The 26,245-nt window shown below is 36.7% G+C and carries 23 protein-coding genes; 17 read left to right on the plus strand and 6 right to left on the minus strand.

What is annotated here, in order from left to right; translation table 11 throughout:
- Positions 1-136: 136 nt before the first annotated feature.
- The 3 genes from QUH73_RS01850 to QUH73_RS01860 all read right to left on the minus strand — a co-directional run bounded on the left by QUH73_RS01850 (position 137) and on the right by QUH73_RS01860 (position 6,896).
- Entirely contained in the window at positions 137-3,259 is a 3,123-nt protein-coding gene (locus QUH73_RS01850; protein WP_289528766.1) for a glycoside hydrolase family 2 TIM barrel-domain containing protein, read from the minus strand.
- Between the two features lie 251 nt (positions 3,260-3,510).
- Positions 3,511-4,821 (minus strand): MFS transporter, encoded by a 1,311-nt coding sequence (locus tag QUH73_RS01855; RefSeq protein ID WP_289528767.1) that lies wholly within the window; start codon positions 4,819-4,821, stop codon positions 3,511-3,513.
- A 158-nt stretch (positions 4,822-4,979) separates the two neighbouring features.
- Complete coding sequence (locus QUH73_RS01860; protein WP_289528768.1) at positions 4,980-6,896, minus strand: RecQ family ATP-dependent DNA helicase; 1,917 nt, start codon at positions 6,894-6,896, stop codon at positions 4,980-4,982.
- Between the two features lie 120 nt (positions 6,897-7,016).
- Between QUH73_RS01860 and QUH73_RS01865 the strand changes: the two genes are divergently transcribed.
- From QUH73_RS01865 to QUH73_RS01885, 5 genes are all read left to right on the plus strand, one after another.
- Positions 7,017-7,415: a DoxX family protein gene (locus QUH73_RS01865; RefSeq protein WP_289528769.1), complete on the plus strand. Its 399-nt coding sequence runs from the start codon at positions 7,017-7,019 to the stop codon at positions 7,413-7,415.
- Between the two features lie 117 nt (positions 7,416-7,532).
- The gene (locus QUH73_RS01870) at positions 7,533-7,982 is read left to right on the plus strand and encodes a MarR family winged helix-turn-helix transcriptional regulator (protein WP_289528770.1); all 450 of its coding nucleotides are present in this window, start codon (positions 7,533-7,535) and stop codon (positions 7,980-7,982) included.
- A gap of 76 nt (positions 7,983-8,058) precedes the next feature.
- Positions 8,059-9,411, plus strand: a complete 1,353-nt coding sequence (locus tag QUH73_RS01875; RefSeq protein WP_289528771.1) for an MATE family efflux transporter — start codon at positions 8,059-8,061, stop codon at positions 9,409-9,411.
- A gap of 3 nt (positions 9,412-9,414) precedes the next feature.
- Positions 9,415-11,727, plus strand: a complete 2,313-nt coding sequence (gene gshAB, locus QUH73_RS01880) for a bifunctional glutamate--cysteine ligase GshA/glutathione synthetase GshB (protein ID WP_289528772.1) — start codon at positions 9,415-9,417, stop codon at positions 11,725-11,727.
- A 184-nt stretch (positions 11,728-11,911) separates the two neighbouring features.
- Entirely contained in the window at positions 11,912-13,516 is a 1,605-nt protein-coding gene (locus QUH73_RS01885; protein WP_289528773.1) for a fumarate hydratase, read from the plus strand.
- Positions 13,517-13,575: 59 nt separating this feature from the next.
- Here the strand turns inward: QUH73_RS01885 and arfB are convergent, their stop codons facing one another.
- Together arfB and trpB are read right to left on the minus strand one after the other, a co-directional pair.
- Positions 13,576-13,992: an alternative ribosome rescue aminoacyl-tRNA hydrolase ArfB gene (arfB, locus tag QUH73_RS01890; protein ID WP_289528774.1), complete on the minus strand. Its 417-nt coding sequence runs from the start codon at positions 13,990-13,992 to the stop codon at positions 13,576-13,578.
- A 140-nt stretch (positions 13,993-14,132) separates the two neighbouring features.
- On the minus strand, positions 14,133-15,335 hold the full coding sequence (trpB, locus tag QUH73_RS01895; protein ID WP_289528775.1) for a tryptophan synthase subunit beta: 1,203 nt from the start codon (positions 15,333-15,335) through the stop codon (positions 14,133-14,135).
- 384 nt (positions 15,336-15,719) lie between these two features.
- Here trpB and QUH73_RS01900 point away from each other — a divergent pair, with 384 nt between their 5' ends.
- From QUH73_RS01900 to QUH73_RS01945, 10 genes are all read left to right on the plus strand, one after another.
- Positions 15,720-16,484, plus strand: coding sequence for an SDR family oxidoreductase (locus QUH73_RS01900; RefSeq protein WP_289528776.1), 765 nt, complete (start codon positions 15,720-15,722; stop codon positions 16,482-16,484).
- A gap of 130 nt (positions 16,485-16,614) precedes the next feature.
- On the plus strand, positions 16,615-17,019 hold the full coding sequence (locus QUH73_RS01905; protein ID WP_289528777.1) for a DUF134 domain-containing protein: 405 nt from the start codon (positions 16,615-16,617) through the stop codon (positions 17,017-17,019).
- A gap of 4 nt (positions 17,020-17,023) precedes the next feature.
- The gene (locus QUH73_RS01910) at positions 17,024-17,341 is read left to right on the plus strand and encodes a NifB/NifX family molybdenum-iron cluster-binding protein (RefSeq protein WP_289528778.1); all 318 of its coding nucleotides are present in this window, start codon (positions 17,024-17,026) and stop codon (positions 17,339-17,341) included.
- Positions 17,342-17,352: 11 nt separating this feature from the next.
- Positions 17,353-17,538 (plus strand): DUF5320 domain-containing protein, encoded by a 186-nt coding sequence (locus tag QUH73_RS01915; RefSeq protein ID WP_289528779.1) that lies wholly within the window; start codon positions 17,353-17,355, stop codon positions 17,536-17,538.
- Between the two features lie 14 nt (positions 17,539-17,552).
- Positions 17,553-17,756, plus strand: a complete 204-nt coding sequence (locus QUH73_RS01920; protein WP_289528780.1) for a DUF5320 domain-containing protein — start codon at positions 17,553-17,555, stop codon at positions 17,754-17,756.
- A 383-nt stretch (positions 17,757-18,139) separates the two neighbouring features.
- Positions 18,140-18,478 (plus strand): NifB/NifX family molybdenum-iron cluster-binding protein, encoded by a 339-nt coding sequence (locus QUH73_RS01925; protein WP_289528781.1) that lies wholly within the window; start codon positions 18,140-18,142, stop codon positions 18,476-18,478.
- 2 nt (positions 18,479-18,480) lie between these two features.
- On the plus strand, positions 18,481-19,347 hold the full coding sequence (locus QUH73_RS01930) for a damage-control phosphatase ARMT1 family protein (protein ID WP_289528782.1): 867 nt from the start codon (positions 18,481-18,483) through the stop codon (positions 19,345-19,347).
- Positions 19,332-20,198: an ATP-binding protein gene (locus QUH73_RS01935; protein ID WP_289528783.1), complete on the plus strand. Its 867-nt coding sequence runs from the start codon at positions 19,332-19,334 to the stop codon at positions 20,196-20,198. Before QUH73_RS01930 ends, QUH73_RS01935 begins: the two co-directional genes overlap by 16 nt.
- 4 nt (positions 20,199-20,202) lie before the next feature.
- Positions 20,203-21,090, plus strand: coding sequence for a 4Fe-4S binding protein (locus QUH73_RS01940; protein ID WP_289528784.1), 888 nt, complete (start codon positions 20,203-20,205; stop codon positions 21,088-21,090).
- Positions 21,087-21,503, plus strand: coding sequence for an acyl-CoA thioesterase (locus QUH73_RS01945; protein WP_289528785.1), 417 nt, complete (start codon positions 21,087-21,089; stop codon positions 21,501-21,503). Before QUH73_RS01940 ends, QUH73_RS01945 begins: the two co-directional genes overlap by 4 nt.
- Before the next feature lie 100 nt (positions 21,504-21,603).
- Here the strand turns inward: QUH73_RS01945 and QUH73_RS01950 are convergent, their stop codons facing one another.
- A complete protein-coding gene (locus QUH73_RS01950) occupies positions 21,604-23,232 on the minus strand; it encodes a SulP family inorganic anion transporter (protein WP_289528786.1) in 1,629 nt (542 codons plus the stop codon).
- 409 nt (positions 23,233-23,641) lie between these two features.
- Between QUH73_RS01950 and QUH73_RS01955 the strand changes: the two genes are divergently transcribed.
- Together QUH73_RS01955 and QUH73_RS01960 are read left to right on the plus strand one after the other, a co-directional pair.
- On the plus strand, positions 23,642-24,877 hold the full coding sequence (locus QUH73_RS01955; protein ID WP_289528787.1) for a threonine/serine ThrE exporter family protein: 1,236 nt from the start codon (positions 23,642-23,644) through the stop codon (positions 24,875-24,877).
- Positions 24,878-25,015: 138 nt separating this feature from the next.
- Positions 25,016-25,876, plus strand: coding sequence for a YkgJ family cysteine cluster protein (locus QUH73_RS01960; RefSeq protein WP_289528788.1), 861 nt, complete (start codon positions 25,016-25,018; stop codon positions 25,874-25,876).
- Positions 25,877-26,245: the final 369 nt, after the last annotated feature.

Here is a 26,245-nt window from a genome sequence, read left to right on the forward strand (position 1 = left end):
AAGAAGATTTTTTTTAATGGGATATTTGGATTTGCTTTACTACGGGTTTGGTAATTGTTTATTCCTTTAAACAACAAATGCTTAAACCGATTAAAATCAGTTTAAGCATTGTGTTTTATTAATAATTAGGTACTGACTATTTTATTACCGGTACAATGGTAAAGCTATAGTGATATACTTTATCTGCATAATATAGATATGGATTGTGTGGTTTTGCACCCCAGCTGTTGTCGCCACCAAGTCCCATCATTTTGTGGTCGATGTGAACTTCTACGAATTCGTGTTCCTTTACATCGGCAGTAGTGCGTCCAAGTTTCTCCGTTCCCGGATCAAAGTCAGACGTAGTGTAATGCAGTGCATTGAATTCAATAGGCTCACTGTCGGCAATTATTTTTACTCCCAAGCCTGATTGATTGGTTAGGCTTAACCAGCGAACGTCTGTTTTATGTCCGTTTTCCTGTGGTCGGTTGTATGGAAAATATTGATCAGCTACATTCGATTGATACAATCCAATTAACGATGCGGTATTTCTGTCAATATAATTTTCCTGAGGTCCGCGGCCATAATAGGTAAGATTATTAAATTCTTTGGGAAGTTTAAACTGTAATCCAATACGAGGAATTTCCGGTAATTTTTCCTGTTTAGATTCAAAACTATAGTTTACATCAATTTTACCATCTCCGTAAATTGTATAAGTAAGTTCTATTGAACCTTTAATACTAGGCAGTTGTAATTTTGCATGAACCGAAACTTCCGATTTAGAGATTTGTTTCGATGTAAATTCCTGAAGACTTGCATCATTCATAGCCAGTTTCCAAATTTCACATCGTTCCGGCATTTTGTTTCCGAAATCATTATCGGTAGGAGCACGCCAAAAGTCCGGTACTAACTGGTCTTCTATTAATTCGTAACCATTCAATTTGTAGGAGGTGACCGCACCCGATTTTTTTGAGAATGAAGCTGTAAAGTCCTTGCCGGTAAGGCTTAACTGATCTGCATTTTCTTGAATTGAAATCAGATCAGCAGAAATAAAATGATTTTCAGGCTCTTTAAATTTACTGATCGCCAATTGTTCTGAAGCAACAACATGACCCAATGGTATTAGTTCTGTTTCCTTAGCCTGCAAAGCAAACAGGTTGATGAAATATTCTGTTCCTTCCTTCTGATTAAAATCACCCAAATCGAGTTTAAATTCTTTTTCAGATTGAGGCGCAACTCCCGTTGGAGTAAATTCTCCCGACTTTTGAACAACACCATTTGCAAGTAATTCCCAGTGAATTTGGTAACTATCCAAATTTTTGAAGAATTGATCGTTTGAAATGTTGATCTTTCCTTCGGAAAGATTAACTGCTGCAAAATTAATATTTTGATATACTTTTTTTACTTCGTACAAAGCCGGATGCGGGGTTAAATCAGGATCCACCACACCATTTAAGCAAAAATTACCGTCATTATATACCCATTTTGGCTCAAAATGACCGCCATATGCCCAAAAGCGTTCTCCTTTTTCAGTGTACTTTGCAATTCCCTGATCCATCCAATCCCAAATAAAACCACCCTGCATTTGTCGGTTTTTATGAACTAAATCCCAATACTCCTTAAAGTTACCGTTGCTGTTTCCCATGGCATGAGAATATTCACACCAAATAAAAGGGCGTTCCGAATCTGTACCAATCCATCTTTTCTCTACACTTTCAATTGAACGGTACATGTCACCAATAATATCGGTATGTCTTTCCTTTACGTCGGTCATTTTTTCAGCACGTTCGTAATGTACTGGTCGGTTACCATCAATTTCATTAATCTTTTTATAACAAGCCAGAAAATTAGGTCCTGTTCCGGCTTCGTTTCCCATGCTCCAAACAATTACCGAAGGGTGGTTTTTATCTCTTTCCACCATATTTGAAGTTCGTTCTACATGAGCCGATTCCCATTCCGGATTATTTGCTAAAGTATTCTTTGGCTCGTAACCCATTCCGTGCGATTCAATATTGGCTTCATCATACAAATAAATTCCATATTCATCGCATAGTTCATACCAAAGCGGATCATTCGGATAATGACAGGTACGAACCGCATTGATATTAAATTTTTTCATGGTACGGATATCGTCCAACATATTCTTTCTGTTAACAACATGTCCAAAATAAGGATTGTGTTCGTGTCTGTTAACTCCTTTTAAAAGGATTGGAGTTCCATTCACCAATAATTGTCCTCCTTTAATTTCGCTGGTTCTAAAACCAATTTTAATCGAAGTGGCTTCTACTATTTCATTTTCTTTATTACTTAAGGTTAGCAGCAGTGTATATAAATTTGGCTCTTCGGCCGACCATTTTTTCACATTGTGAATCTCACCTGTGAATGAAATTTTCTTTGGTTGGGTTTTTATACTGAATTCAGATTGATCAGTCAGAATTTCATTTCCTTCACGATCCAGAATTGTATATTTTAACTGATACACACCGGCATTTTTTCTTGAATGGTTTCCTATTTCGGCATCTAAGTTAAATACACCATTTTTGTAATTTTCATCCAATAGTGCTTTGGCATAAAAGTCATTAATATGTGTTTTGGGGCGATAATATAAATTTACATCCCGTTGAATGCCGGTTAATCTCCAAAAATCCTGATCTTCCAGGTAACTGCCGTCGGTAAATTTAAACACCTGAACAGCAAGTTTGTTTTTGCCATCTTTTAAATAAGGTGTGATGTTGAATTCAGCAGGTAGTTTAGATCCTTGACTGTAACCAACCTTTTTACCATTTATCCAAATATAAAAGCCCGATTTTACCGATCCAAATTGAATATATGTTTCTCTGTTTTTCCAATTCGAAGATGGTGTGAAATAACAGATGTATGAACCCGTTGCATTGATTGAATCTGTAATAAATGGTGGATTCTTTTCAAACGGATAATTTGCATTGGTATAGTTGGCAAATCCATAATTGTACATTTCCCAGTTTCCCGGAACCGAAATTTCATCCCAGTCACTGTCATTAAAATCTTCCTGATAAAATTCCAGATTTCTTTTGCCTGCACTTTTGCTGTATTGAAATTTCCATTTTCCATTTAAACACTGAATAGTTTCCTCTTTTGAAGGATCATTGGCCAGAGCTTTTTTTACTGTTGAGTAGCTGTTAAAAGCAGCATGAGCCTTTTCTCGATTCTTCTGGAATACATATGGGTTTTCCCAATCGTTTTGACCAAATGAGCTTTGGCATAAGAATACAAGCCAGATGATGGCAATGAAGTGTTTCATTTTTTTTTGTTTTTTAGATGATCAACTAAATAGGAATATGATAGCTTTTACTACTTGCCTGTGGTGGCTGGTAAGTATGCAAAAGTAAGCTGTCCCGAATTTATTAAAAACGGGAGGATAAACAAAATAATAAAGACGCTAAAAACACCAAAGACTGATTCTGAAATGCTATTTGCATTTAGTCCTCAAGAGATTGATTCTCATTGATACTGTTGGGTCTCAAGCAGGTGCTAATTTAGTTCTGTATCTGCTTACTGCAATTGAGGATTTCTCGCTTTAATTGAGAAAATCAGTAAAATGATGGCATAGGCGACTCCAGCGTATCCAGCTATGCTATAGCTTCCGGTTAATGTGAATATTCTACTGAAGAAAAGGGGTGCCATTGCACTTGAAAATACAACTAAGGACATTGATAATCCGCTAATCGCACCCAAATGTTTTCGCCCGTAAAAGCGAGGCCAGGTAATTGCTACTAAAACGGAATACAAGCCACCCATAATACCATTTCCCAGTATCAATACATAGTAACCAATTTCAGATCCTAAAATTGCAATCCCTAAACTTGATAACAAACACCCAATTAGAAAAATAATCAGAAGCTTTTGCATTTTAATGTAATCACTTAGAAGATTACCTAGAATTGCAGAAGCAATAGAAATGATGGAAGCAGGAACAAATACACTTAAAGCTTTTTGTTCCGAATATCCACATGATTCGAAGATAGATATGACATTAAAGGTAAAACCGGTAATGAAAAATGCATTAAAACTTAAACCAAAAGTAAATAGCCAAAATACCCATGTGCTTCGTGCTTCTTTTAGAGTATATTGTTTTTTAGTTTGAAATGTAGGATTGCTTTTGTGTTTTGGTTCAATAATTTTTCCATCAGGAATTAAACCACATTCTTCAGGATTATCCCGGTAAAAGATAAATGCGAAAATAACAAATAGAAAAGTAAGTACTGCCAAAATTTGGTAGGTGATACTCCAGTTAAAACGAGTAATAAGCAGTGCTATAAAAAGTGGTGATACGGCAAATCCAAAAGATTGAATCGCACTGGAAATACTATTTGCCAATCCTCTTCGCTGGTCGAACCATTTCATGATTAGGTTTCGTGAGGCCAAGGTTAGTACTCCTTGTCCTGAGAAACGTAAGAAGAAGAATAACAGAGAGATCAGAATAAATGAAGCTGTTGAGAACTCAATGCTGACAAAGTTTGATAACGACCCGGATAAGAGATCAGAATAGGAAAATAGTACTAAGGTTACGGCCAATCCTAAGGCTGCAATCATTGCTGTGAAGCGGGCACCAAATTTATCGTAAATTTTACCTGCATATGTTAAGAAAAGAGAGCTTGCTACAGTACCTATCAAATAAGCCGAACTCAATGCATCTCGACTTAATTTCAACGAATCGATTAAGTAATTGGTAAACACTGAAACACCCATTGTTTGCCCGGGAATACTACTGATTATACCTATGGTACCTGCAATCATACAAATCCATCCGTAAAAAAACGGAATTTTTGCCGGAGCAAACGGGAAGTTCGGATTTCTTTTCAAACCAAAAAATTTAAATAGATATAGTATGTATTCTTTTTGATAGTAGAGAATACTTTTATGAGACTGTAAAAATAAGCATTTTGAATTTATATCTTATGTGATCTAATTTAAAATAATATTAAATGTTTTGGTGATATATGTAAATACCTCTTAATCTTTTATTTGTTATTTGATGTTACCCATTCCAGAACATCACCAAATCGATAATTTTCCAAATAAGCAAAGTGTTTTTCCTGTTTCAATTTCAAACGGGTGAAAATGGGCGTGTTTATGCCACATAAAAATTTTGCAAGCAGTTCATCAGTTAACAGATCACCAAACTTAATGATGGCAGTTTCACATAAATCCAGATAACTATACTCAGGCAGACTTTTTAGTTGGTGGGATTTTGCAATTTTCACAGGACCAGAATTACATACCGAGCAGTGTCCGCATTTTTCCCATTCGGGATATTCTCCAAAATAGTTGGCCATATTTTTACTGATGCAGGTTTCCGATTCGAACAGGTTTAGCATTTCCCGAATTCTGTTGATTTCAACTGCTTCCTTCTTTTTAAAACTGTCGTAAAGTTCTTGCGCCACGGTATCGATATCAAAATCCGGATTTGTAACGGTAAAAACATCAACCATCAGTTTCGCTTCCAAATTGATTAATTTCTTGGCATCAAAATATTCCAGAGCAGAAACAACTCTATTTCTATCTGTCGAATAATTTTGACTGATGGTATCAAAATTTACTGTGATCCATTTTCTGGCTTTTTCAGAATGATCGAAAATGGCCTGAATAAACTTCTTTCGTTCTCCCTGGAACTTTTCCACGATACTTTTTTTATCGCTGTTTAAGCTAAATCTATAGTCCGCAAAATAACTGTATTGAGGTTTAATAATTCCTCGTATCTCCATGTAAACCAGTAGGGTTTTAATTGGCAGAATACGGATGTTACTATGTGCCGGAAGTGTGTTTAGCTTGATTTCCCAGCTTGTTTTAGCCTTTTTTACGCGGCTGAGAATTTCTTTTATGCCTGATAGGGCAGGAGTGTCTCCAAATATGAAATTCTCAAGCACATTCACATTGTCATGATTTGCTAAAACAATACAATCTGATTTTTTCCCATCGCGGCCCGCTCGTCCAATTTCCTGAGAATAGTTTTCTGTTGATTTTGGAAGATCGTAATGAATCACATAACGAATGTTCGATTTATCGATTCCCATTCCAAACGCAATTGTTGCAACCACACAATTTACTTTATCCGCCATAAATTGATTTTGGATTTCTTCGCGATCTTCACTTTTCAATCCTGCATGATATGCCTTGGCCGTTATTCCTTTCGAGGATAATATACCTGCAACCACTTCTGCTGTTTTTTGCTGCGTTACATACACAATTCCACATTCATTTTTTCGGGGAAGAAGTAATGAAAGCAATTTGTTGTTTTTCTCAGATTGAATAACCGGAACAACGTTTACATCTAAATTTGATCGGTAAAATCCCGTAATTGTTACGTTCTCTTTTGCAATGGCAAACTTTTTAGTCATGTCATCAATAACCTTGGGAGTCGCAGTTGCGGTAAGCAAAAGCACTTGTTTGGCCTGAAAAGTATCACGATAATCTGGCAGCTTTAAATAATCCGGTCTGAAATTGTGACCCCATTCCGAGATGCAATGAGCTTCATCAATTACCAGTAAGGAGATAGAAATGTCTTTCAGAAATCTGCGAAAGCGTTCATTTTTAAAACGTTCTACTGATATCATTAAAATTTTGTGTTGTCTGGCACGGATACCATTCATGATATCCTGTTCTTCCTCTTTCGAGAGAGATGAATCGATTCGGACTGCAGATATATTTTTCGATTGCAGAAAATCTATTTGATCTTTTATTAAAGCCAGTAAAGGGGAAACCACCACGGTAAGTTCCGTAAGTTGGAGAGCGGGAAGTTGGTAACAAAGAGATTTCCCCGATCCGGTTGGAAAAATAGCTATTGCTGATTTTCCTTCCAGTATAGTAGAAATAACCTCTTTTTGTCCTGGTTTAAAATCAGAAAACCCAAAATTGTCTTGTAATAGATTGTGTAACATATTCTGCAATTGTATGTTGAAAAAAAGTACATGAATACACGTAAATTGTGCATTTATATCATGGATAAAAGCTCATAGATTTGTAATGAATATCGAAATTAATCAAATAAAAATATATTTATGGAAAATTTAGGAAAACTAATTTTACGACTATCAGTTGGTGGTTTGATGTTGTTTCATGGAGTGCAGAAATTATTGGATGGTATTGGCGGAGTGAAATTCTTAATCGTCAAAACAGGTTTGCCCGAAATACTTTCGTACGGAGTTTATCTGGGAGAGTTAGTTGCACCACTTCTTTTATTATTAGGCACATACACAAGGGTTTCTGGTTTGTTAATTGCCCTAACAATGCTCGTGTCTATTCCTGCAGCTCACCCCGAAGGTATTTTTCATTTGAATGAGTACGGAGGTTTGGGAATTGAATTAAATGCATTGTATTTATTTGGAGGACTTGCCATAATGTTTTTGGGATCAGGAAAATATCGCCTGATTAAGCAAAGTGGATTTTGGAAAGAATAAGGGAATTCGTTGAATTAAGTAATAATAGCCTTGTATGTCCGGATATACAAGGCTATATTTTTTGATCTTAGCAGACAATTTCGTTAATTTGCATCGCAAGCGATATAAATTAGAAATATGGACAATTTAGCTAACAAAGAGTTCAATCCTCTCAAACTTGAGAATCAATTATGCTTTACGATATATGCAGCCTCGCGGCTCATGACAAGACAATATCAGCCTTATCTTGATCAGCTCGGAATTACCTATCCTCAATATTTGGTATTTTTGGTTTTATGGGAGAAAGACGGGATTGGTGTTAACGAAATTGGATGCAAACTCTATTTGAATACCAATACCTTAACGCCTCTGTTGAAACGAATGGAACAGCTTTCTTTTATTAAAAGAATAAAGTGTTGCCAGGATGAAAGAAAGGTTCTTATTTATCTTTCGGATAAAGGAAAGAATTTAAAGGAGGAAGCGAAAAATATTCCCTTGGAAATGGCAAAATCGCTTAATTGCAGTGTTGGAAAAGCAATGTATTTGAAAAATGAATTGGAAATGTTAATTCATCAAATGCTAAAATAGAGCTTGGGCTCATATTGCTAAAATCACATTCGTTTTCGATTCATATCCTTTTGCACTCACACATGAAGTTTAGTAGATGTTAAAATTCATCACCGGTTTACTTAGACGAGAACAAAAATATTCTGAGGTTGGGAAAAATCTGCTCAAGTTGGCTTTTCCAATTATCGGCTCGTTTCTTTTGCACATGACTTACAATCTTACCGATATGATTTGGGTAGGATATTTGGGAAGTGGTGCTGTTGCTGCGGTTGGTTCTGCAGGTTTCTTTTTACAGTTGGGGTGGGCTATGGCTTCAATTGTAACAGTAGGTGCAAATATAAAAATCGCACATTCAGTGGGTGCCGAAAACATGAATGCGGCCGGCAGATATTCAACCGCTGGATTGTGGGGAATTGGTGGCATTGCCATTTTGTTCACCTCTGTTTTTTTAGCCATTCCGGAGCAGTTCATTGGTTTTTTCCAAATGAAGGATGTTCAGGTTAATGAAATGGCCGTTTCATATTTGGTAATAAGTTCCTTTGGGATTATTATCAGTTTTGTGAACCTGTTGTTCATCAGTATTTTTAATGCTCACGGCAAAACGAAGATTTCCTTTAAGGCTAGTATCATTGGAACCTTAATTAATATTATTTTAGATCCTTTACTGATTTTCACCTTTAAATTGGGGGTTGAAGGTGCTGCTGTTGCAACAATTATTGGCAGGTCAGCCAGTCTGTTATTTTTCTTATTTGTGTATCAGAAATTCGATACGATTTATTTTAAAGGTTTATTGCCATACGCAGCAAAACTAAAAAACTTATTCGGGGTTGGATTACCCGCAGCTATTCAGCGAATTTCATTTTCGGTAATTTATATTTTTCTTGCCAGAATTATTGCCGAATGGGGACCAAATGCTATTGCAGTTCAGAAAATTGGTGTTCAAATCGAGTCAATTACATTTATGATTGTTGGTGGTATTATGCAGGCCGTTACGATTATGGTTGGGCATAGTTATGGTGCAAAAAACATTACAGAAGTTCCTAATATTTATAAAGCGGGTATACGGATATCCTTGGCCGTAGGAACCGTAACTACATTGATCTTTTTGTTCTTTCCACAGACATTATTTTCCATTTTTGTACCTGAGGCTGAAAGTATATCAATGGGTAAGGATTATTTGATGATATTGGCGGCATCGCAGTTATTTATGTGTTTGGAAATGATTAGTGCCGGGGTTTTTAATGGTCTTGGAAAAACAAAAATATCTGCCGCTGTAAGTGTTATTTTCACTTCATTACGTTTGCCAGGAGCATATTTTCTAGGCTTTTATACAGTTTTAAGTTTAAACGGAGTTTGGTGGAGTATTACCGGAAGCAGCATATTAAAAGGCATAGTTCTTTACTTTTTATTACGAACATATTTTAAAAATAACACATTTGGTAAATTCTAATATATGAATCATCTTATTAATAATATCAATGAAGCGCTTCGGTTAGAAGGGATTCGTGAGAGTTTGAAGAACGGTAAATTTGGCATTGAAAAGGAAAATGTGAGAGTCGATTACACGGGTAAGATGGCAACTACACCGCATCCTGGAATTCTTGGTGACAAATTTCAAAATCCTTTTATTACTACTGATTTTTCAGAAAGTCAGGTAGAGATGATAACACCTCCTTTGCATAGTATTGCTGAAGTTCATGGCTTTTTAGAGACCTTGCAGGATGTAATTTCTGAGAATTTAGCGGATGAATTACTTTGGCCGCAAAGTTTACCTCCTTTATTGCCTCAGGAAGAAGAGATACCAATTGCTAAATTTGGAGAGAAAGGGATTCATAAAGAGAAATACAGAGAAGAATTGGCCAATCGATACGGGAAAGAAAGACAGATGCTTTCCGGGATTCACTTTAATTTTTCTTTATCAGACAGGTTAGAGCGTAAATTGAAAAAAGCAAATCATTGCGATAGCGATTTGGAAGGCTTTCGTGAGTCCATTTACTTAAAAATGGTTCGGAATTTTATGCGGTACCGATGGATGCTGATCTGGTTATTTGGGGAGAGTCCGATTTCAGATCCTTCTTTTAAAATGAAATCGTTAAAAACGGGAAAAAAGAGTTTCATGAGCTGTGGAAATGCTATTTCCATTCGAAACAGTTCCATGGGATATCGAAATATTGAAGAGTTTTATGTCGATTTCAATAGTCTGGAGAATTATAAAAAGTCTGTATCTAACTTGATTGATACGGGTAAAATATTGGCAGGAGAGGAGCTCTATCTTCCCATTCGGTTAAAATTCGATGAAAAGAGCAAAAAAATATCACACCTGGAAGTTCGTATTCTGGATTTAGATCCGTTTGAAAAATCAGGAGTATCTAAAAATAGATTGTATTTTACGCACTTATTTTTATTGTATTGCTTATTTACAGCAGAAAAAGATAAGTACAATGAAGCAGACCAAAAGGTGGCTGCTAATAATCAGGATTTGGTTGCATGTCATGGTTTGAATTCCGAACTAATGCTTATGAATTTTGAAGGAAAAGAAACATGTGCAACAAAGATGTTGAGAGAATTACTTTCTGATATTACCAATTTTGCAAGAACATCAGATTTAATTAATGATCCTGATTATCAGGGGTCTATTGATGAAATTTCAAATTTTGTTGAAAATCCTGACCAGCGTACTTCCTATAAAGTAAAACAAAGAATTGTTGAGGAGGGCTTTATTAATTTTCATTTGAACAAAGCAAAGCAGTACAAAGAAGAAAGTGAAATGAGTGGTTTTCGCTTTCATGGATTCGAAGACCTTGAATTGTCTTCGCAATTATTGATGAAAGCGGCTTTGAGGAGAGGAGTGGAGTTTACTATATTGGATCGATGCGAAAATTTCATCAGTCTTAGCCAAGGAGATAAAACGGAATATGTAATGCAGGCTACCCGAACATCATTAGATAATTATTCAAGTGTTTTAATGATGGAAAATAAGCTGGTAACGAAGAAAATTCTTGAAAAAGGCGGGATTAGGGTTCCTGCAGGATTGGATTATCAGGATGCCAGACAAGCACGTTCCGATTTTGATTTGTTTGAAGGAAAAGGCATTGTAGTAAAGCCTAAATCGACAAATTATGGTTTGGGAATTACCATTTTAAAAGAAAATAAAGACGAGGAGGTTTATAAAAGAGCTGTCGATATTGCTTTTGAACACGATGGAAGTATTTTAATTGAGGAATTTATTTCGGGCAGGGAATTTCGGTTCTTTGTGATTAACGATCAGGTTTGCGGAATTTTACACAGAGTACCGGCCAACGTAAAAGGAGATGGCGAAAAAAGCGTTCGCGAGTTGGTCGAAATCAAAAATCAGGATCCCTTGCGTGGAAAAGGATATCGAACACCACTTGAGAAAATTCGGTTGGAAGAAGCTGAGGAGATGTTTTTAAAAGAACAAGGTTTAAGTTTTGAAAGTGTTATTAAAAAAGATCAGGTAGTTTACTTACGAGAGAATTCAAACATAAGTACCGGTGGCGACAGTATTGATTATACGGATGATATTCATCAGTCATACAAGGATATTGCAATAGAATCGTCAAAAGCGCTTGGTGTTCAGATTACAGGTTTGGATATGATGATTGAAGATGTGAATCAGCCGGCAACAAAAGACAATTATGCTATAATTGAAATGAATTTTAATCCGGCAATCCACATTCACTGTTATCCTTACATAGGTAAAAACAGACAGTTGAATGAGAAAATTTTGGATTCATTGGGATTTTGATGCCTTCTGAAAGAATTGAAATTATCGAGCTTATGTTGCAGGACAATGTTATAGAATAGCTAATTTCTAGAGCCTCAAACTGCAATTTATCTTATATTTGTCTATGACTTTAATCAAGGCGAAAATGTGCATTTTTGATTATTGTCGTTCGACTTATAAATACAAAATTATAAAATACTATATCATGTCTGATTTTCATTACCAGAAACCATTTCCAATAACAAAGGATACCACCAAGTATCGTTTGCTAACAACAGATTACGTTTCAACTGTTGAAGTTGATGGAAGAAAAATTTTAAAAGTAGATCCAAAGGGGCTTGAAATGCTTTCGAAAGAAGCATTTTCAGATGTATCTTTTTACCTGCGTCCTGCTCATTTAAATAAATTGAAGACAATTCTTCAGGATAATGAAGCATCAGATAATGATCGTTTTGTAGCTCACACCATGTTGTTAAATCAGGTGGTAGCTGCCGAAGGTGAATTGCCTACTTGTCAGGATACAGGTACTGCAATTGTTGTCGCAAAAAAAGGGGAAGATGTTTATACCGGAGCAGATGATGCTGAGCACCTTTCTAAAGGAGTTTACGATACGTATCAGGAAAGAAATCTGAGATATTCTCAGGTGGTTCCTTTCTCGATGTTCGAAGAAAAAAATTCAGGAAACAACCTTCCTGCTCAAATTGATATTTACGCAAACAAAGGGAATACTTATGAATTTTTGTTTGTAACCAAAGGTGGCGGATCAGGAAACAAAACTTTCCTTTATCAGGAAACCAAAGCTCTTTTAAACGAAAAGAACTTAACCACTTTTATAACAAACAAACTTCGTGATTTAGGAACTTCAGCTTGTCCTCCGTATCACTTGGCATTGGTAATTGGCGGCACTTCGGCCGAAGCAACTTTGGCTACGGTGAAGAAGGCTTCTGCCGGATATTACGATCATTTACCAACAGAAGGAAATGAAGGTGGCCAGGCATTCCGTGATTTGGAATGGGAGAAAAAAATTGAAGAGATTTGCCAAAAGAGTGAAATTGGAGCTCAGTTTGGAGGTAAATATTTCGTTCACGATGTAAAAGTAATTCGTTTGCCTCGTCATGCAGCTTCTTGTCCGGTAGGTTTAGGTGTAAGTTGTAGTGCCGACCGTAATGTGAAAGCTAAAATTACCGAAGAAGGAATCTATTTGGAAGAATTGGAAAGAAATCCATTTCAGTATTTGCCAAAAGAGGCTCCGCACTTGAAGGATGCTGTTGAAATCAATTTGGATCAGCCAATGGCAGATATTTTGAAAGAATTGACCAAATATCCAATTAAAACAAGATTGAGTTTAACAGGAACTTTGATTGTTGCCCGTGACATTGCTCATGCGCAAATCAAACAAATGTTGGAGGAAGGAAAAGAAATGCCAGAGTATTTCAAGAATCATCCTGTATATTATGCCGGACCGGCAAAAACGCCAAAAGGAATGCCTTCAGGAAGTTTCGGTCCAACAACTGCCGGACGAATGGATTCTTATGTTGATCTTTTTCAGAAAGTTGGTGGTTCTATGGTGATGGTAGCCAAAGGGAATCGTTACAAATCTGTAACCGATGCCTGCAAAGCAAATGGTGGATTCTATTTAGGATCAATTGGAGGCCCTGCAGCAGTATTGGCGAAGAACAGCATTAAATCAATCGAGGTGATTGATTTTCCTGAATTAGGAATGGAAGCTGTTCGTAAAATCCGCGTAGAAAATTTCCCTGCATTCATTATTGTTGATGATAAAGGAAACGACTTCTTTGCAAATATGTAAATTGAAGTTTTTCAAAGATAAATAAAGGGTGATCCATTGGATCACCCTTTTTAATATCTCTATAATTCAGGCTTTTTTCTGCTTTCTTTTTTTTGCGCAAGAGCCTGTTTCTCTTCTAATCTTTTCTCTTTCGAAGCTCTTGTTGGTCGAGTCTTTTTTCTGGGTTTTACAGGAGTTAGAGCAATTTCAATCCATTGATAAAATTTTTGGATTGCTATTTCTTTATTTTGAACCTGAGAACGTTCCGTTTGAGCAGTTACCGATAGTATACCCAGATTATTAATATGATGATATAACTTTAGAAAGATAATCTCCTTTTCCTTTTTAGTCAGTATTTCCGACTCGAAAACAGAAAATCGAAGCTCAACTTTAGAATTTACTTTGTTTACATTTTGTCCGCCCGGCCCACTACTCCTCGAAGTAATGAATTCCATTTCTCTCGTTAAATCTTTCGTGAATTTAAATTTAGCTTCCATAATAAGGCAAATATAAGTCAAAAAAAATAAATCTAAACAAACTAAATTCTAATGTTCTCAGTTAATTAATTTACTAAAAGCAATTATGAGGGATAAAAAATGCCACTTCGAAAAGTGGCATTTGATTTTATGGTACATATTTATTCGGGCAATCCGTACGTATCAACAACAAAGTCGATATCCTTATCACCTCTGCCGCTTAGGTTCACCAAAATAGATTGTTTTGGATTTGCTTTTGCAAGTTTCAATGCATACGCCACAGCATGTGCACTTTCCAGTGCAGGAATTATTCCTTCCTCTCTACTCAATTCATAAAAAGCATCTATGCATTCTTTATCTGTGATGGAATGGTATTCAGCTTTATTCAAATCTTTAAGCATAGAATGCTCAGGTCCGACACCAGGATAATCCAATCCGCTGGCAACAGAATATACAGGATCAGGTTCCCCATTTTCATCCTGAAGAAGATAACATTTGAATCCATGTATTACTCCTGGTTTACCAAAAGTTAAAGTTGCTGCATGTTCACCTTTTTCAAAAGAACGACCCGCAGGTTCTACGCCGTGCAGTTTACACTCATCATCTTCTAAAAAGGCCGAGAAAATTCCCATCGCATTGCTTCCTCCACCAACACAAGCCACAACATTATCCGGCAGTTCTCCTGTCATTTCCTGAAATTGATCTCTTGCTTCAATTCCAACTACACGCTGAAATTCGCGAACCATCATAGGAAATGGATGAGGTCCTACGACTGATCCAATGCAATAAATTGTATTAACCGGATCTTGAAGGTAAGCCATAAAAGCAGAATCAACCGCTTCTTTTAGTGTCTTTAATCCATGAGTTACAGGTACAACTGTTGCTCCAAGAATTTTCATTCTCACTACATTCGGATGTTCCTTGGCAATATCGACTTCCCCCATGTGAATTTCACATTCCAATCCAAAATAGGCGGCAGCAGTGGCTAATGCAACTCCATGTTGGCCGGCACCGGTTTCAGCAATCAGCTTTTTTTTGCCCATGTATTTGGCTAAAAGAGCTTCACCCATGCAATGGTTTAATTTATGCGCTCCTGTATGATTCAGATCTTCACGTTTCAGGTAAATTCGGCCACCATATTTATTGGATAGGCGGTTGCAGAAATAAACAGGAGTGGGACGACCCTGAAAGTGCTTACGGATGCTTCTTAGTTCTGAGATAAATTCATGAGATTTACTAATTGAATAGTAAGCTTCATTGATTTTCTTCATCTCTTCTTCTAAAACTTCAGGAATATAACTTCCTCCGTATTGACCGAAATTTCCTTTTTCGTCAGGATAGGCTTTGAAATAATTCGTTGACATTGTAGTAAATATTTTGGTTAATGATAGTTCTATCTATTTTGAATTGCATGTGGTTTGCAGTTTAAAATAAAATAACCGGATCCATAAAGATGTATCTCCAGAGTCCGGTTATGATTTGTGTCGTTCAATTTCTTTTCATCTCCAGCCGGGAATACTATTGGAAAAGATTATAGATTACTCGCACCCCGATAAGAAATTGCCAAAATCAAACGACAAAAACAAAGATAGAAAAATTAGTCCATTTGATTCGTACAGGATCTGTTCAAAATGATTCTGCAGTTCTAAATAGTGTTTGGATAGACAATTTGCATTGCTATTGGGGCGTGATATTTGTAAATTGAGTAGAATCAATTCAAATAAGTTAAACCAAAAATGGAGGTTGTGATGAATGAAATCAAAGTGTCCCCTAAAGATAGGGTAGCTTTTGTAAGTGGAGCTAACAGAGGAATTGGGAGAGCAATAATCATTGAGCTGTTCGATAAGGGGGCAAAAAAAGTGTATGCGGGAGTACGGAATTTAAAATCTATGGATGATCTTAAACCTGAGTATGGGAATCGTTTGGTTCCGATACATTTAGACTTAAGAGATGATCGATCAATTATTAGGGCTGCAAAATTAGCGAAGGATGTTGAAATCTTAATTAATAATGCTGGGGTTTATGAATCTGGAGGATTCTGTTCGGATGAAACATTAGACAGTATGGCTGTAAATTTTGAAGTAAATGTTTGGGGTTTGGTAAAGTTAACTGTTTCTTTAATAGACTGTTTAAAACAGAGGGAAATTGCTGCTATTGTAAATATTTCTTCAGTATTGGGCTTGGCCAGTATGCCAATTGCTGGAGCATATTCAGCTTCGAAAGCTGCTGTTCATAGTATTACACAAGGCTTGCGCGGAGAATTGTTTTTGACTAATATTCTTGTAATGGGTGTATACCCTGGACCTATCGATACTGAGATGACAAGAGATTTGGAAATGGAAAAAGATTCTCCTGTAAATGTTGCCAGAGAAATAGTAGAAGGATTAATTAAGGGTAAAGAATACGTGTTCCCCGATGTAATATCGAAACAGGTTGGAGAATTGTATTTAACCGAGCCAATAACTGTTGAAAGACAATTTGCCCATTTTATTTCTCAGGAAGAAGAAGTATGAGGTTTGTAAGAGATAAAAATTTAACAGAGGCTGCAGAGCCTCTTTTTTTGCTGTATAGCTTTGTTAGTAAAGGCCAGTAATATTTGCGAAATGAGAATATTCTCATTACATTTGTTAAAAATAAATCCCTATGCCAAGAAAAATCAGATTGAGAAAAGTTGTGGAACCACCAAGATTTAAAGGTTACAGACCCTTTGGTGTAAATTCTAAGAGTCGGAAATCAATTGATTTGCTTTATGAAGAATATGAAGCATTGAAGTTAGCAGATTACGATTTATTAAAACACAATGAAGCTGCAGATTTAATGGGCATATCGAGGCCGACTTTTGCAAGAATCTACGAAAGTGCCCGAAGAAAAATTGCTGCAGCATTGGTAGAAGCAAAGGAAATAAGAACTGTTTTTGGGAATGCAGTTATGGATAAAGATTGGTATTTGTGTTCGAAATGCAATGCAAGATTCAATATTCCGGAAATAATGGACAAAGAAACTTGTCCGGCTTGTAATTCCAAACACATCGAATTAATTAATAAATAAGAACATGAAGACAATTATTACATCAACGGGAAATCAATTGAATTCGATCTTTGATTTGCGGTTTGGAAGAGCAGGTTGGTTTTGTTTGTATGATGATCAATCAGGTGAAATTAGTTTTATCGAGAATGAAAATATCAACTCACAAAGCGGAGCAGGAACCAAAACTGTTGAAAAGGTAGTCGAATTGGGAGTTCAAAAAGTGATTTCGGGTGATTTTGGACCTAAAGCAAAAGAATTGCTTGAAAAGTTCAATATACAAATGGTGTTGTTGCAAAATGATAATAACACAGTGCAGCACATTATAGACAAATTGAAATCTTAAAAAAAAATATTATGTCGCACTTGGATGGAAAAGGACCCGAAGGAGAAGGTTCAAAATCGGGAAGAGGACTCGGACAGTGTTCTGAATCAGACCAAAGCACTCTATTGGAGAAGTTAGGGAAAGGTTTAGGTTTGAAACGAAAAAGTGGCTGTGGTAAAGGACAGGGAAAAAGATTAAAAAGTAGTAAATCAATTTAAAAAAGGAGGTTGAAATGCCAGGTTTAGATCGAAGTGGTCCGGAGGGAAAAGGAGCGCGAACCGGAAGAGGAATGGGGCGCTGTAACAGCAACAAGAAGATGGATAGTGAGACTGAATTTAAGGATGAAACCATTGAAAGAGGCAAAGGACAAGGATTTGGTTTTGGACGAGGAGGTGCCGGAAGACTAAGACTTCGCCGAAGGAAAATAAATGATTAGATATTTATTCCTCGGTTTCATAGAAAATGCATCCTGATTAGTAAGAGGCATAGGAGTCTTGTTGATATTATTCTTCTTGAACAATATCAATAGCTCCTGTGCTGTACCTGATACAAAGAATAAATAACAAAATAGTATTCCCTCTTGTTTGGGATTGATAAATTTTTTGAAATAAAACGCTTAGTATGAAACGTCCATACCAAAGTGATTTTGACACACAGTGGGATGATTGTCGGTTCATGGTAATCCCGAAAGCTTTCGGGACTATATGGCAAAAACTTAAAATTATAATCATATGAAACGTCCATGCATTAAGCTTTCTACACATAGGGAGATGATTATATGGTAAGTTCCATCTGACAAAAACTTAAAATTATAAACAGATGAAAAAGAAAATTGCAGTTCCGGTTAAAGATGGAATTTTGGATGGGCATTTTGGCCATTGTTCGCATTTTGCATTGCTTGATGTTGAGGATAAAGCTATTGTTACAGAAGAATTAGTGGTTGCACCACCACACGAACCAGGTTTGTTGCCTCCATTTTTAGCCGACTTAGGGGTTACCGATGTAATTGCCGGTGGAATGGGAAACAGAGCCATTCAAATTTTTAATCAACACAATGTAAATGTATTTGTTGGAGCACCTCAATTAGATGCTAAAGAATTGGTAAAGGGATTTTTAGATGAAAGTTTGAGCTTTACAGCTAACTATTGCGACCACTAAATATGGATAACAGGTGTTTGGCTTGCCATTCCAAAACGGTGGATTTATTAATTGACAAATTTAATCTTCAGGGGGAAGTCGCCAGTGATTTTTCCTCTGAAGTAAACCATTTACTAATAAATTGTAAGCATCTCTCAAATCCTTATCTGGCGTTGCTAATTCATCGTTTGGCGAAAAAGAAAATACAAAATGATGATTTGTACCGTGAGGAGAAGAAACATGCCAATTCAATTTTGTATTCGCAGTATAAAAAATGGGTTGCATTTGTGAATGAGAATGATGAATCACTTCACATTGCTGCAAAATTAGCTGTTGTTGGCAATATTGTTGATTATGGAGCACATAGCGTACCAACCGATATTCCAGCTAAAATAGAAGAATTACTTGCTCTTGATTTTGCTTTGGACGATAGAGATGAGATGTTTGCTGAAATAGAAAAAGCAGAATCGGTTTTGTATTTAGGCGATAATGCAGGTGAAATAGTTTTTGATAAGCTTTTTATTCAACATCTGAATCATCCAAACTTAACTTATGTTGTTCGGGGAAATCCGATTATTAATGATGTGACTCTTGAGGATGCTGAGCAAGTAGGAATGCAGGATGTTTGCAGGGTGATATCGAATGGTCATGATGCACCTTCAACCTTAGTGGATAATTGTTCAGAGGAATTTCAGGAACTGTATACAAAAGTGACTGTTGTGATTTCTAAAGGACAGGGAAATTTTGAAGGTTTGCTAAATGAAAAAAGAAAATCACTTTATTTTATGCTGATGGCAAAATGTGATATAATGGCTGAGATGTTGGGTGTGAATAAGGGAGATTTGATCATTACAAAAAAGCAGGAGGGGAGTTTATGGCATTTAAAATAGCCATTGCAAGTGGCAAAGGAGGAACAGGCAAAACAACTTTTGCTGTTAATTTATTTTCTTCCATCAATGAGCATTGGACAAGGAGTGTGCAGTTAATTGATTGTGATGTAGAAGAGCCGAATGATCTTTTGTTTTTTCGGAATTTCTACGTTGAGAGTGAGAAATTAACAGAGCAGGTGATTCCTAAAATAGACACTTCGAAATGTACATTTTGTAAAAAATGTGAGGAATATTGTGAATTCAACGCAATTGTAATGATTCCCTCAATGCAGTATGCTGTTGTGAATAAGGATTTGTGCCATTCTTGTGGTGCTTGTTTTGTGGCCTGTCAGTTTGATGCTATTTACGAAACCACAAATGCCATTGGAACCGTGACCAATTACAATATTGGTAATGATTTGAGTCTGATGGAAGGCAATTTACGGGTTGGATCTCCGTTGCAGACTATGTTGATTAAGGATTTAAAGAAGAACTTAGTTGGCGAACATGATATTCTGATTTACGATGCACCACCTGGCACCAGTTGTCCGGTTGTTGAGACCATTTCGGATGCTGATTTTGTGATTTTAGTGACAGAGCCAACGCCATTCGGAGTATATGATTTAAAGCTTACTGTTGATTTGTTGCGTGAGGTGAATAAACCTTTTGGGGTTTTTGTAAACAAAGCCGGATTAGGAGATTCTGAAGTGTATGAGTTTCTGAAGGCTGAAAATATTGATTTATTGGGTGAAATTCCTTTTAGTAAAGAGTATGCAGGTTTGTATGCAAAAGGAAAAATTGTGAGCTGTGTTCCCCTTCAATTCGCGAAGGAGTATTGTAAGGTGGTTGAGTATTTGAAGAAATTGAATTAATAATATGAAGGATATAACTATTCTTAGTGGTAAAGGAGGAACAGGAAAAACCAGTATTACGGCAGCGTTGGCTTCGGTGATTAAGAATACCGTTTTTGTGGATGCTGACGTTGATGCAGCTGATCTTCACATTATTTTTCAACCGGAAAATAAAGAGACACATGTGTTCGAGGGAGCCTGGGTTGCTTCTATTGATACCAATTTATGCACCAATTGTGGTCTTTGCAGACAGTATTGCAAATTCGAAGCCATTCATTTTAAATCGGGCGGAGGCTTACATATTGATTCGTTAGCATGCGAAGGTTGTCGTCTTTGTGAACGTATTTGTCCTGCAGGAGCAATCAGTTCAGAGCGAAGCTGTAACAATCATTGGTTTGTGTCCGATACGCGTTTTGGACCACTGGTTCACGCCAAAATGGGACCGGGCGAGGAAAATTCCGGCAAATTGGTTACTCAAATCCGCAAAAGAGCTAAAGAAATTGCCAGAGAAACGAATGCCGAATTTATTTTAAATGATGGACCTCCGGGAATTGGCTGTGCGGCAATTGCGTCTATTACTGGAGCAGATGCTGTAATTTTGGTTACAGAGCCCAGCAAATCAGGATTCCATGATGTGGTGCGTTTGGTAGAGTTGGTGCAGTCATTCCAAATACCGATGTATGCTTTAATCAATAAATATGATATCAATTTGGAAATTACCATGCAAATGGAGAGCTTCTTTACCACACAGGGAATTACGCTGATGGGTAAACTTCCTTTTTCCGAAGAAATAGTTTACTCGATGGTAGAGAAAAAAACAATTTTAGAGTACAATAAATATTCGGAAATCGGCAGCACACTATCGGAACTTTGGAAGAAAGCTGCTGTTTCCGAACTAAAAATAGAACAATGATTATTGGTGAATATAAAATACGGCCAAGATACAACGAGGTGGATCAAATGGGCTATGTCTATCATGCCAACTACGTTAACTATTGTCATCAGGCCAGAACGGAACTGTTGCGTCAATTCGGCATAAACGACAAGGTGTTAGAGGATAATAATATCATGCTTCCTGTAATAGAGATGAACCTAAAATACTTAAAACCGACAGGCTATGATGAAGAATTAACGGTTCGAACCAAAATAAAGGAATTGCCCAAGGTTCGTTTTAAATTTGAGTTTGAATTTGAAAACGGAAGAGGAGAAAAGACCTGCACTGCAACATCTACGTTGGTTTTTGTGGATAGTAAAACCCGAAAACCACATCAAGTTCCTGATCTGGTTGTGAGTGCCCTGCAAAACGAATTTCAATTAGTAGTTTAGTTTAGTTTTTATGTTTTTTTTAGGGGATTGAACATGAAAAAACCGGACTTTAGGAGGAATACCTATTGTCCGGTTTTATTTTTAAACAGTTTCTTACCAACTATAGTAAGTTTTTAGCCGCTTCAACAGCATCATCAAAATTATCGAAAATATTCTCGTTGCTTATTAAATGATGAATTTCGCTTTTTTGTAAATCGCCCATTACTTCCGAATTTACTCCTGATAAAATCACTTTTGTTTTTCTGTTTTCCAGATTCTTAATGATTTCGGTAAAGTTTCGAACTCCGGTGGTATCCATAAAAGGAACGTGACGCATTCGAATGATAAGAACTGATGTAGAACTTTTCAGGTTACGAAGGGTTTCCTGATATCTTTTGGCTGCGGCAAAAAAGAACGGACCGCTAATTTCATATATCTCAATTTCCTTAGGGATTTGATTGTAATTCTGTATTTCATCCGAATCCGATTCGTGTTGAATTACGCCATTAATTTTTGACATTCGATACATGAAGATTAAGGATGCCAGTACAATTCCCATTTCGATGGCGATGGTTAAATCAACCAATACGGTTAAGAAGAAGGTAGTGAGTAAAACTATAATATCGAATCTTGAACCCTTAAGGATAGATTTGAAAGATCTCCATTCACTCATGTTGTAGGAAACCACAATCAAAATACCTGCAAGACACGACATAGGAATTAACTTTGCCCATCGTCCAAACACCAACATGATTAATAGAAGAGTAAGTGCATGAATGATTCCCGCAACAGGTGTACGCCCGCCATTTTTAACATTGGTTGCAGTTCTTGCAATAGCTCCTGTTGCCGGAATACCTCCAAAAATAGGAGAGAAAATATTGGCAATTCCCTGTGCAATCAATTCTGTATTGGATCGATGATTTCCACCAATCATACCGTCGGAAACTACTGCCGATAGTAAGGACTCGATCGCGCCCAAAATCGCAATGGTTATAGCCGGTTGAAAGTAATTTGGAAGATTGGTCCAGTCAACAGTGGGAACCGAGAAACTAAATGAATTGGGGATGCTTCCATATACCGATTCGATAGTTTCAACCGGCATGTCGAAAACCTGTACAAGTGCGGTCAGTGTAATAATTGCGATAAAAGATCCTGGTATTTTAGGGATCAATTTGCCAGCGAATAAGGTCAATAGAATTGTACCCCCGCTAATCGCGATTGCATATACATTGAGACTGGAAATGTTAGAGAAATAACAAGCCCATTTTCCAATAAATTCAGATGGAATTTCTGCTATCTGAAGACCAAAGGCTGCTTTAATTTGAGTAGAGAAAATAACCAGAGCAATACCCGAAGTAAAACCAACAATTAGAGGGTGGGGAATGAATTTTAAAACCGCTCCCATACGCAGCACACCAAACAGAATCAGAATAATACCTGCTAAAAATGTAGAGATCATTAATCCATCAATTCCGTACTGGCTGACAATGCCGTAAACAATTACGATAAAAGCTCCGGTAGGACCACCAATTTGAACACGGCTGCCACCTAATAAGGAAATGATAAATCCGGCAACGATGGCTGTAATTAAGCCCTTTTCAGGCGAAACACCCGATGCAACAGCAAATGCAATGGCTAAAGGAAGAGCAACGATACCTACAATAATCCCTGCAAACAAATCCTTTTGAAAGGCTTGGGCATTGTAGCCTTTTAGTACTGTGAATAATTTAGGTCTAAAAATAGATTTCATTCGTTAATAATTTAAATGATAATGGTTGTCCCGATCTGGTTCATGAAGAAGCCATCATGTTTAGGTTTATCCGCAAAGGAAGCCCTATTCTTTGAAGACAGATTTTTTTTTCGTTATTGATTGTTTTGAGTTGCAAAAGTAATGCATAAAGGCTCTCGTTATTCTCCGAAAGGGGAATATTTTAAGGAAAATGAAACAAAACAAGAAGTATTGTTTCTTTACCTAATATAAATACAGGGAATAACAAGATTATAGGATGGCTTGATGCATAAATAAATTGTATTTTTGTGCGGATTTAAAGGCATTAGTCATCAGCGAACAATTATCGGTGAACAGAGAAAAATAAAACGTTTAGGTGCAGAGCGCTGCAGCTAACTCAAATAATCATTTAGTACAGAAATAAAAGAACATGCAGGTTCCCGGAAAATATAAATTCATAGTGCAGTTGGGTAAGGCCTTACATACTTATGGCGTACCATCCTATAAATCGCAGATTTATCTGACAGAGATTTCGGAAAAGAAAGGGATTAAGGGAAGTTTTATGGATACACCAACCTGGATTAACTATGTGTTTTACGAAGAGGAAGAGCAAACCTACAATTACGTAGAATGCGTGCCACCAGGGGAATTGAATTTGGGTGCTTTGTCGCGAATTGTAGAAATCACTAACGATGTTCTTTCTAATAAAAGCAGTTTTGAAGAAGCAAAAATTGCTATGGAGCAATTAAAAACAGCGCCTTTTGCTTATGGCAAACTAACCGAATTGGCCGCTTTTATTCTATCGGCAGGGGCATTTAGCATGATATTGGATACCAGTTGGGCATCTGCAATTACCGCATCAATTATTGGTGCTGTGATTTATGGCATCACTCTTTTGGCTCAAAAATCGGGATACATCCGCAGTGCGTTGGAATCATTAATTGCTTTTGCAGCTACTTTAATAACAGGTTTATTGTCTATGCAATTTGAGCAAATCAATATTTCCATGACCATCCTGGCATCTATTATTGTGTTTATTCCCGGATTATCCATCACTACCGCGTTGGAAGAGATCACTTCCCGAAGTTTGGTGTCTGGAACAGCCAAGCTGTTCGATGCACTGGTATCACTTTTCAAACAGTTTTTTGGTGTTGTTTTAGGCTTGGCAATTCTTCCTTTGTTTGTTGATTTACAACCTAATAATGTAATAAATGATGTGCCCGAGTGGCTCGACTACTTGGCTATTTTGGTTTTGGCACTTAGCTTGGCCGTAGTATTTAAAGTACGGACAAGAGATTTGTTGTATTGTGTTATTGCTGGATTTATTAGCTTTTATACCACTACGCTTTTAGACTTTACAGGAATTTTGGTGAGCATATTTATCGGTACCATTGTGGCTGTGAGCATTAGCAAATTGTTTGGTAAAATAACGCGATCGCCGCAGTTGGTTTTTTTAGTGCCGGGAATTGTGATGCTCGTTCCGGGAAGTAAAGCATTTATTGGTTTAAGTAGTGTGTTTCTTGGTGCTGATGGAGTACAGAGCAATATGGGAACTCAGGTGCTTTATATTTTTATGGGGATTATTGGTGGCTTAATCTTCTCAGGTAGTTTTATGGATCGCAACATCAAAAAAGCTTCCTCGAAAAGCATGATGCCGGAGCGATAAAAATTCAATTGATGATAGCAGTCCAACATATATCATTGTAGGAGATTTGATATATCTTTACTTTTAAATAATGTTTTAACAGTTTGATAACCGATTAATTATTGAGCTGTTATTAAGTGAAATATCAAAAATGAAATAATGCAAACAACTATACTGAGTATTCAAAATATATTGCCTCTCACCTGTGCGCGAATCGGAGCTTGCTGCCATGGTAACCAAGTGTTGCTTAATCCATGGGAGCTGGTGTGTTTGGCAAGGGAGAAAAAAATGACTCCAAGGGAATTTCGTGATCTTTACTGTGAGTTCGGCGGAATTCGTTTGCAATTTAACGGAAAAGCAGGATGGGGAGAGAAGCAGGCTTGCTCTCAATATGTCGATAATTTTGGATGTAGTGTCCACTTGGGTCGCCCGCTGGCTTGTCGGTTATATCCGCTGGGTCGTCAAATTCAAAGTAACGAAGTTCACTATATGTATCAGGGAGATAAACTTCCTTGTTTGGAAAAATGTCCTGAAGTTATAGATTTACCTCAAATGAGTGTTGGTGAATATCTTAATGGACAGATAACGGATCAATTCGAAAAAGCTCAGGATCAATATTTAGAAATGATGCAAAACATAGCTGATATTGCATTTGAACTACTGCTTGATACTGGTTTAGCTGAATCCGGAGATAAGGAAACATTACCGCTATGGAGAAAAATGGGCAATGAGCCTCCGGAAGAATTAGCAGAAAGGATAGGACAGGAGTGGATTGATTGTTTGATGATTCCTGAAATTTCTGATGATGATCCTATTGCATTTACTCAAAAACACAATGATTTGCTTCAATTAAAAGCACAGAAAGAATTTGGAGCCTTGCAAACAAATCAAGAATTACACGAAGCTTCTGTATTAATAATGGGAGTCGCATTACATTTTGCTCGTGGCATAGGTGCCGATCCAAAGATTCTTGCCGAACATTGGATCGGCATTGCAAAGAATCACGGTGCTCAGGAATAATATTTGTGATAAAAAACTTCGTTCGAGCTTACCATATTATAGTAAAAGACCTGACAGGATTTTAAAACCTGTCAGGTCTTTTTTTATGAAATAGTTTCTGATTTTTCCCATACGGAGCATCACATCAAAGCATGTTGCCGGAGCAACAAAAAATCTTCTTCTTTCTTTGATTACTGATAATAAGAAATTAAGAAACAGGCTTTACTCCTGTCCATTTAAATGCAATTCCCAAATGTTACATTTTTGTAGATTATAATTCTTCATTTTTACTAAAATGTAAAATCTCACCATTTATATAATTCTTATAAAAAGCCTTAATTCGTTGTATTACTTTTTATTAAGGTGAATTCTTGGTGTGGCTTTTTTTAA

The sequence above is a fragment of the Labilibaculum sp. K2S genome, from assembly GCF_030372765.1.
Classification (GTDB): Bacteria; Bacteroidota; Bacteroidia; order Bacteroidales; family Marinifilaceae; genus Labilibaculum.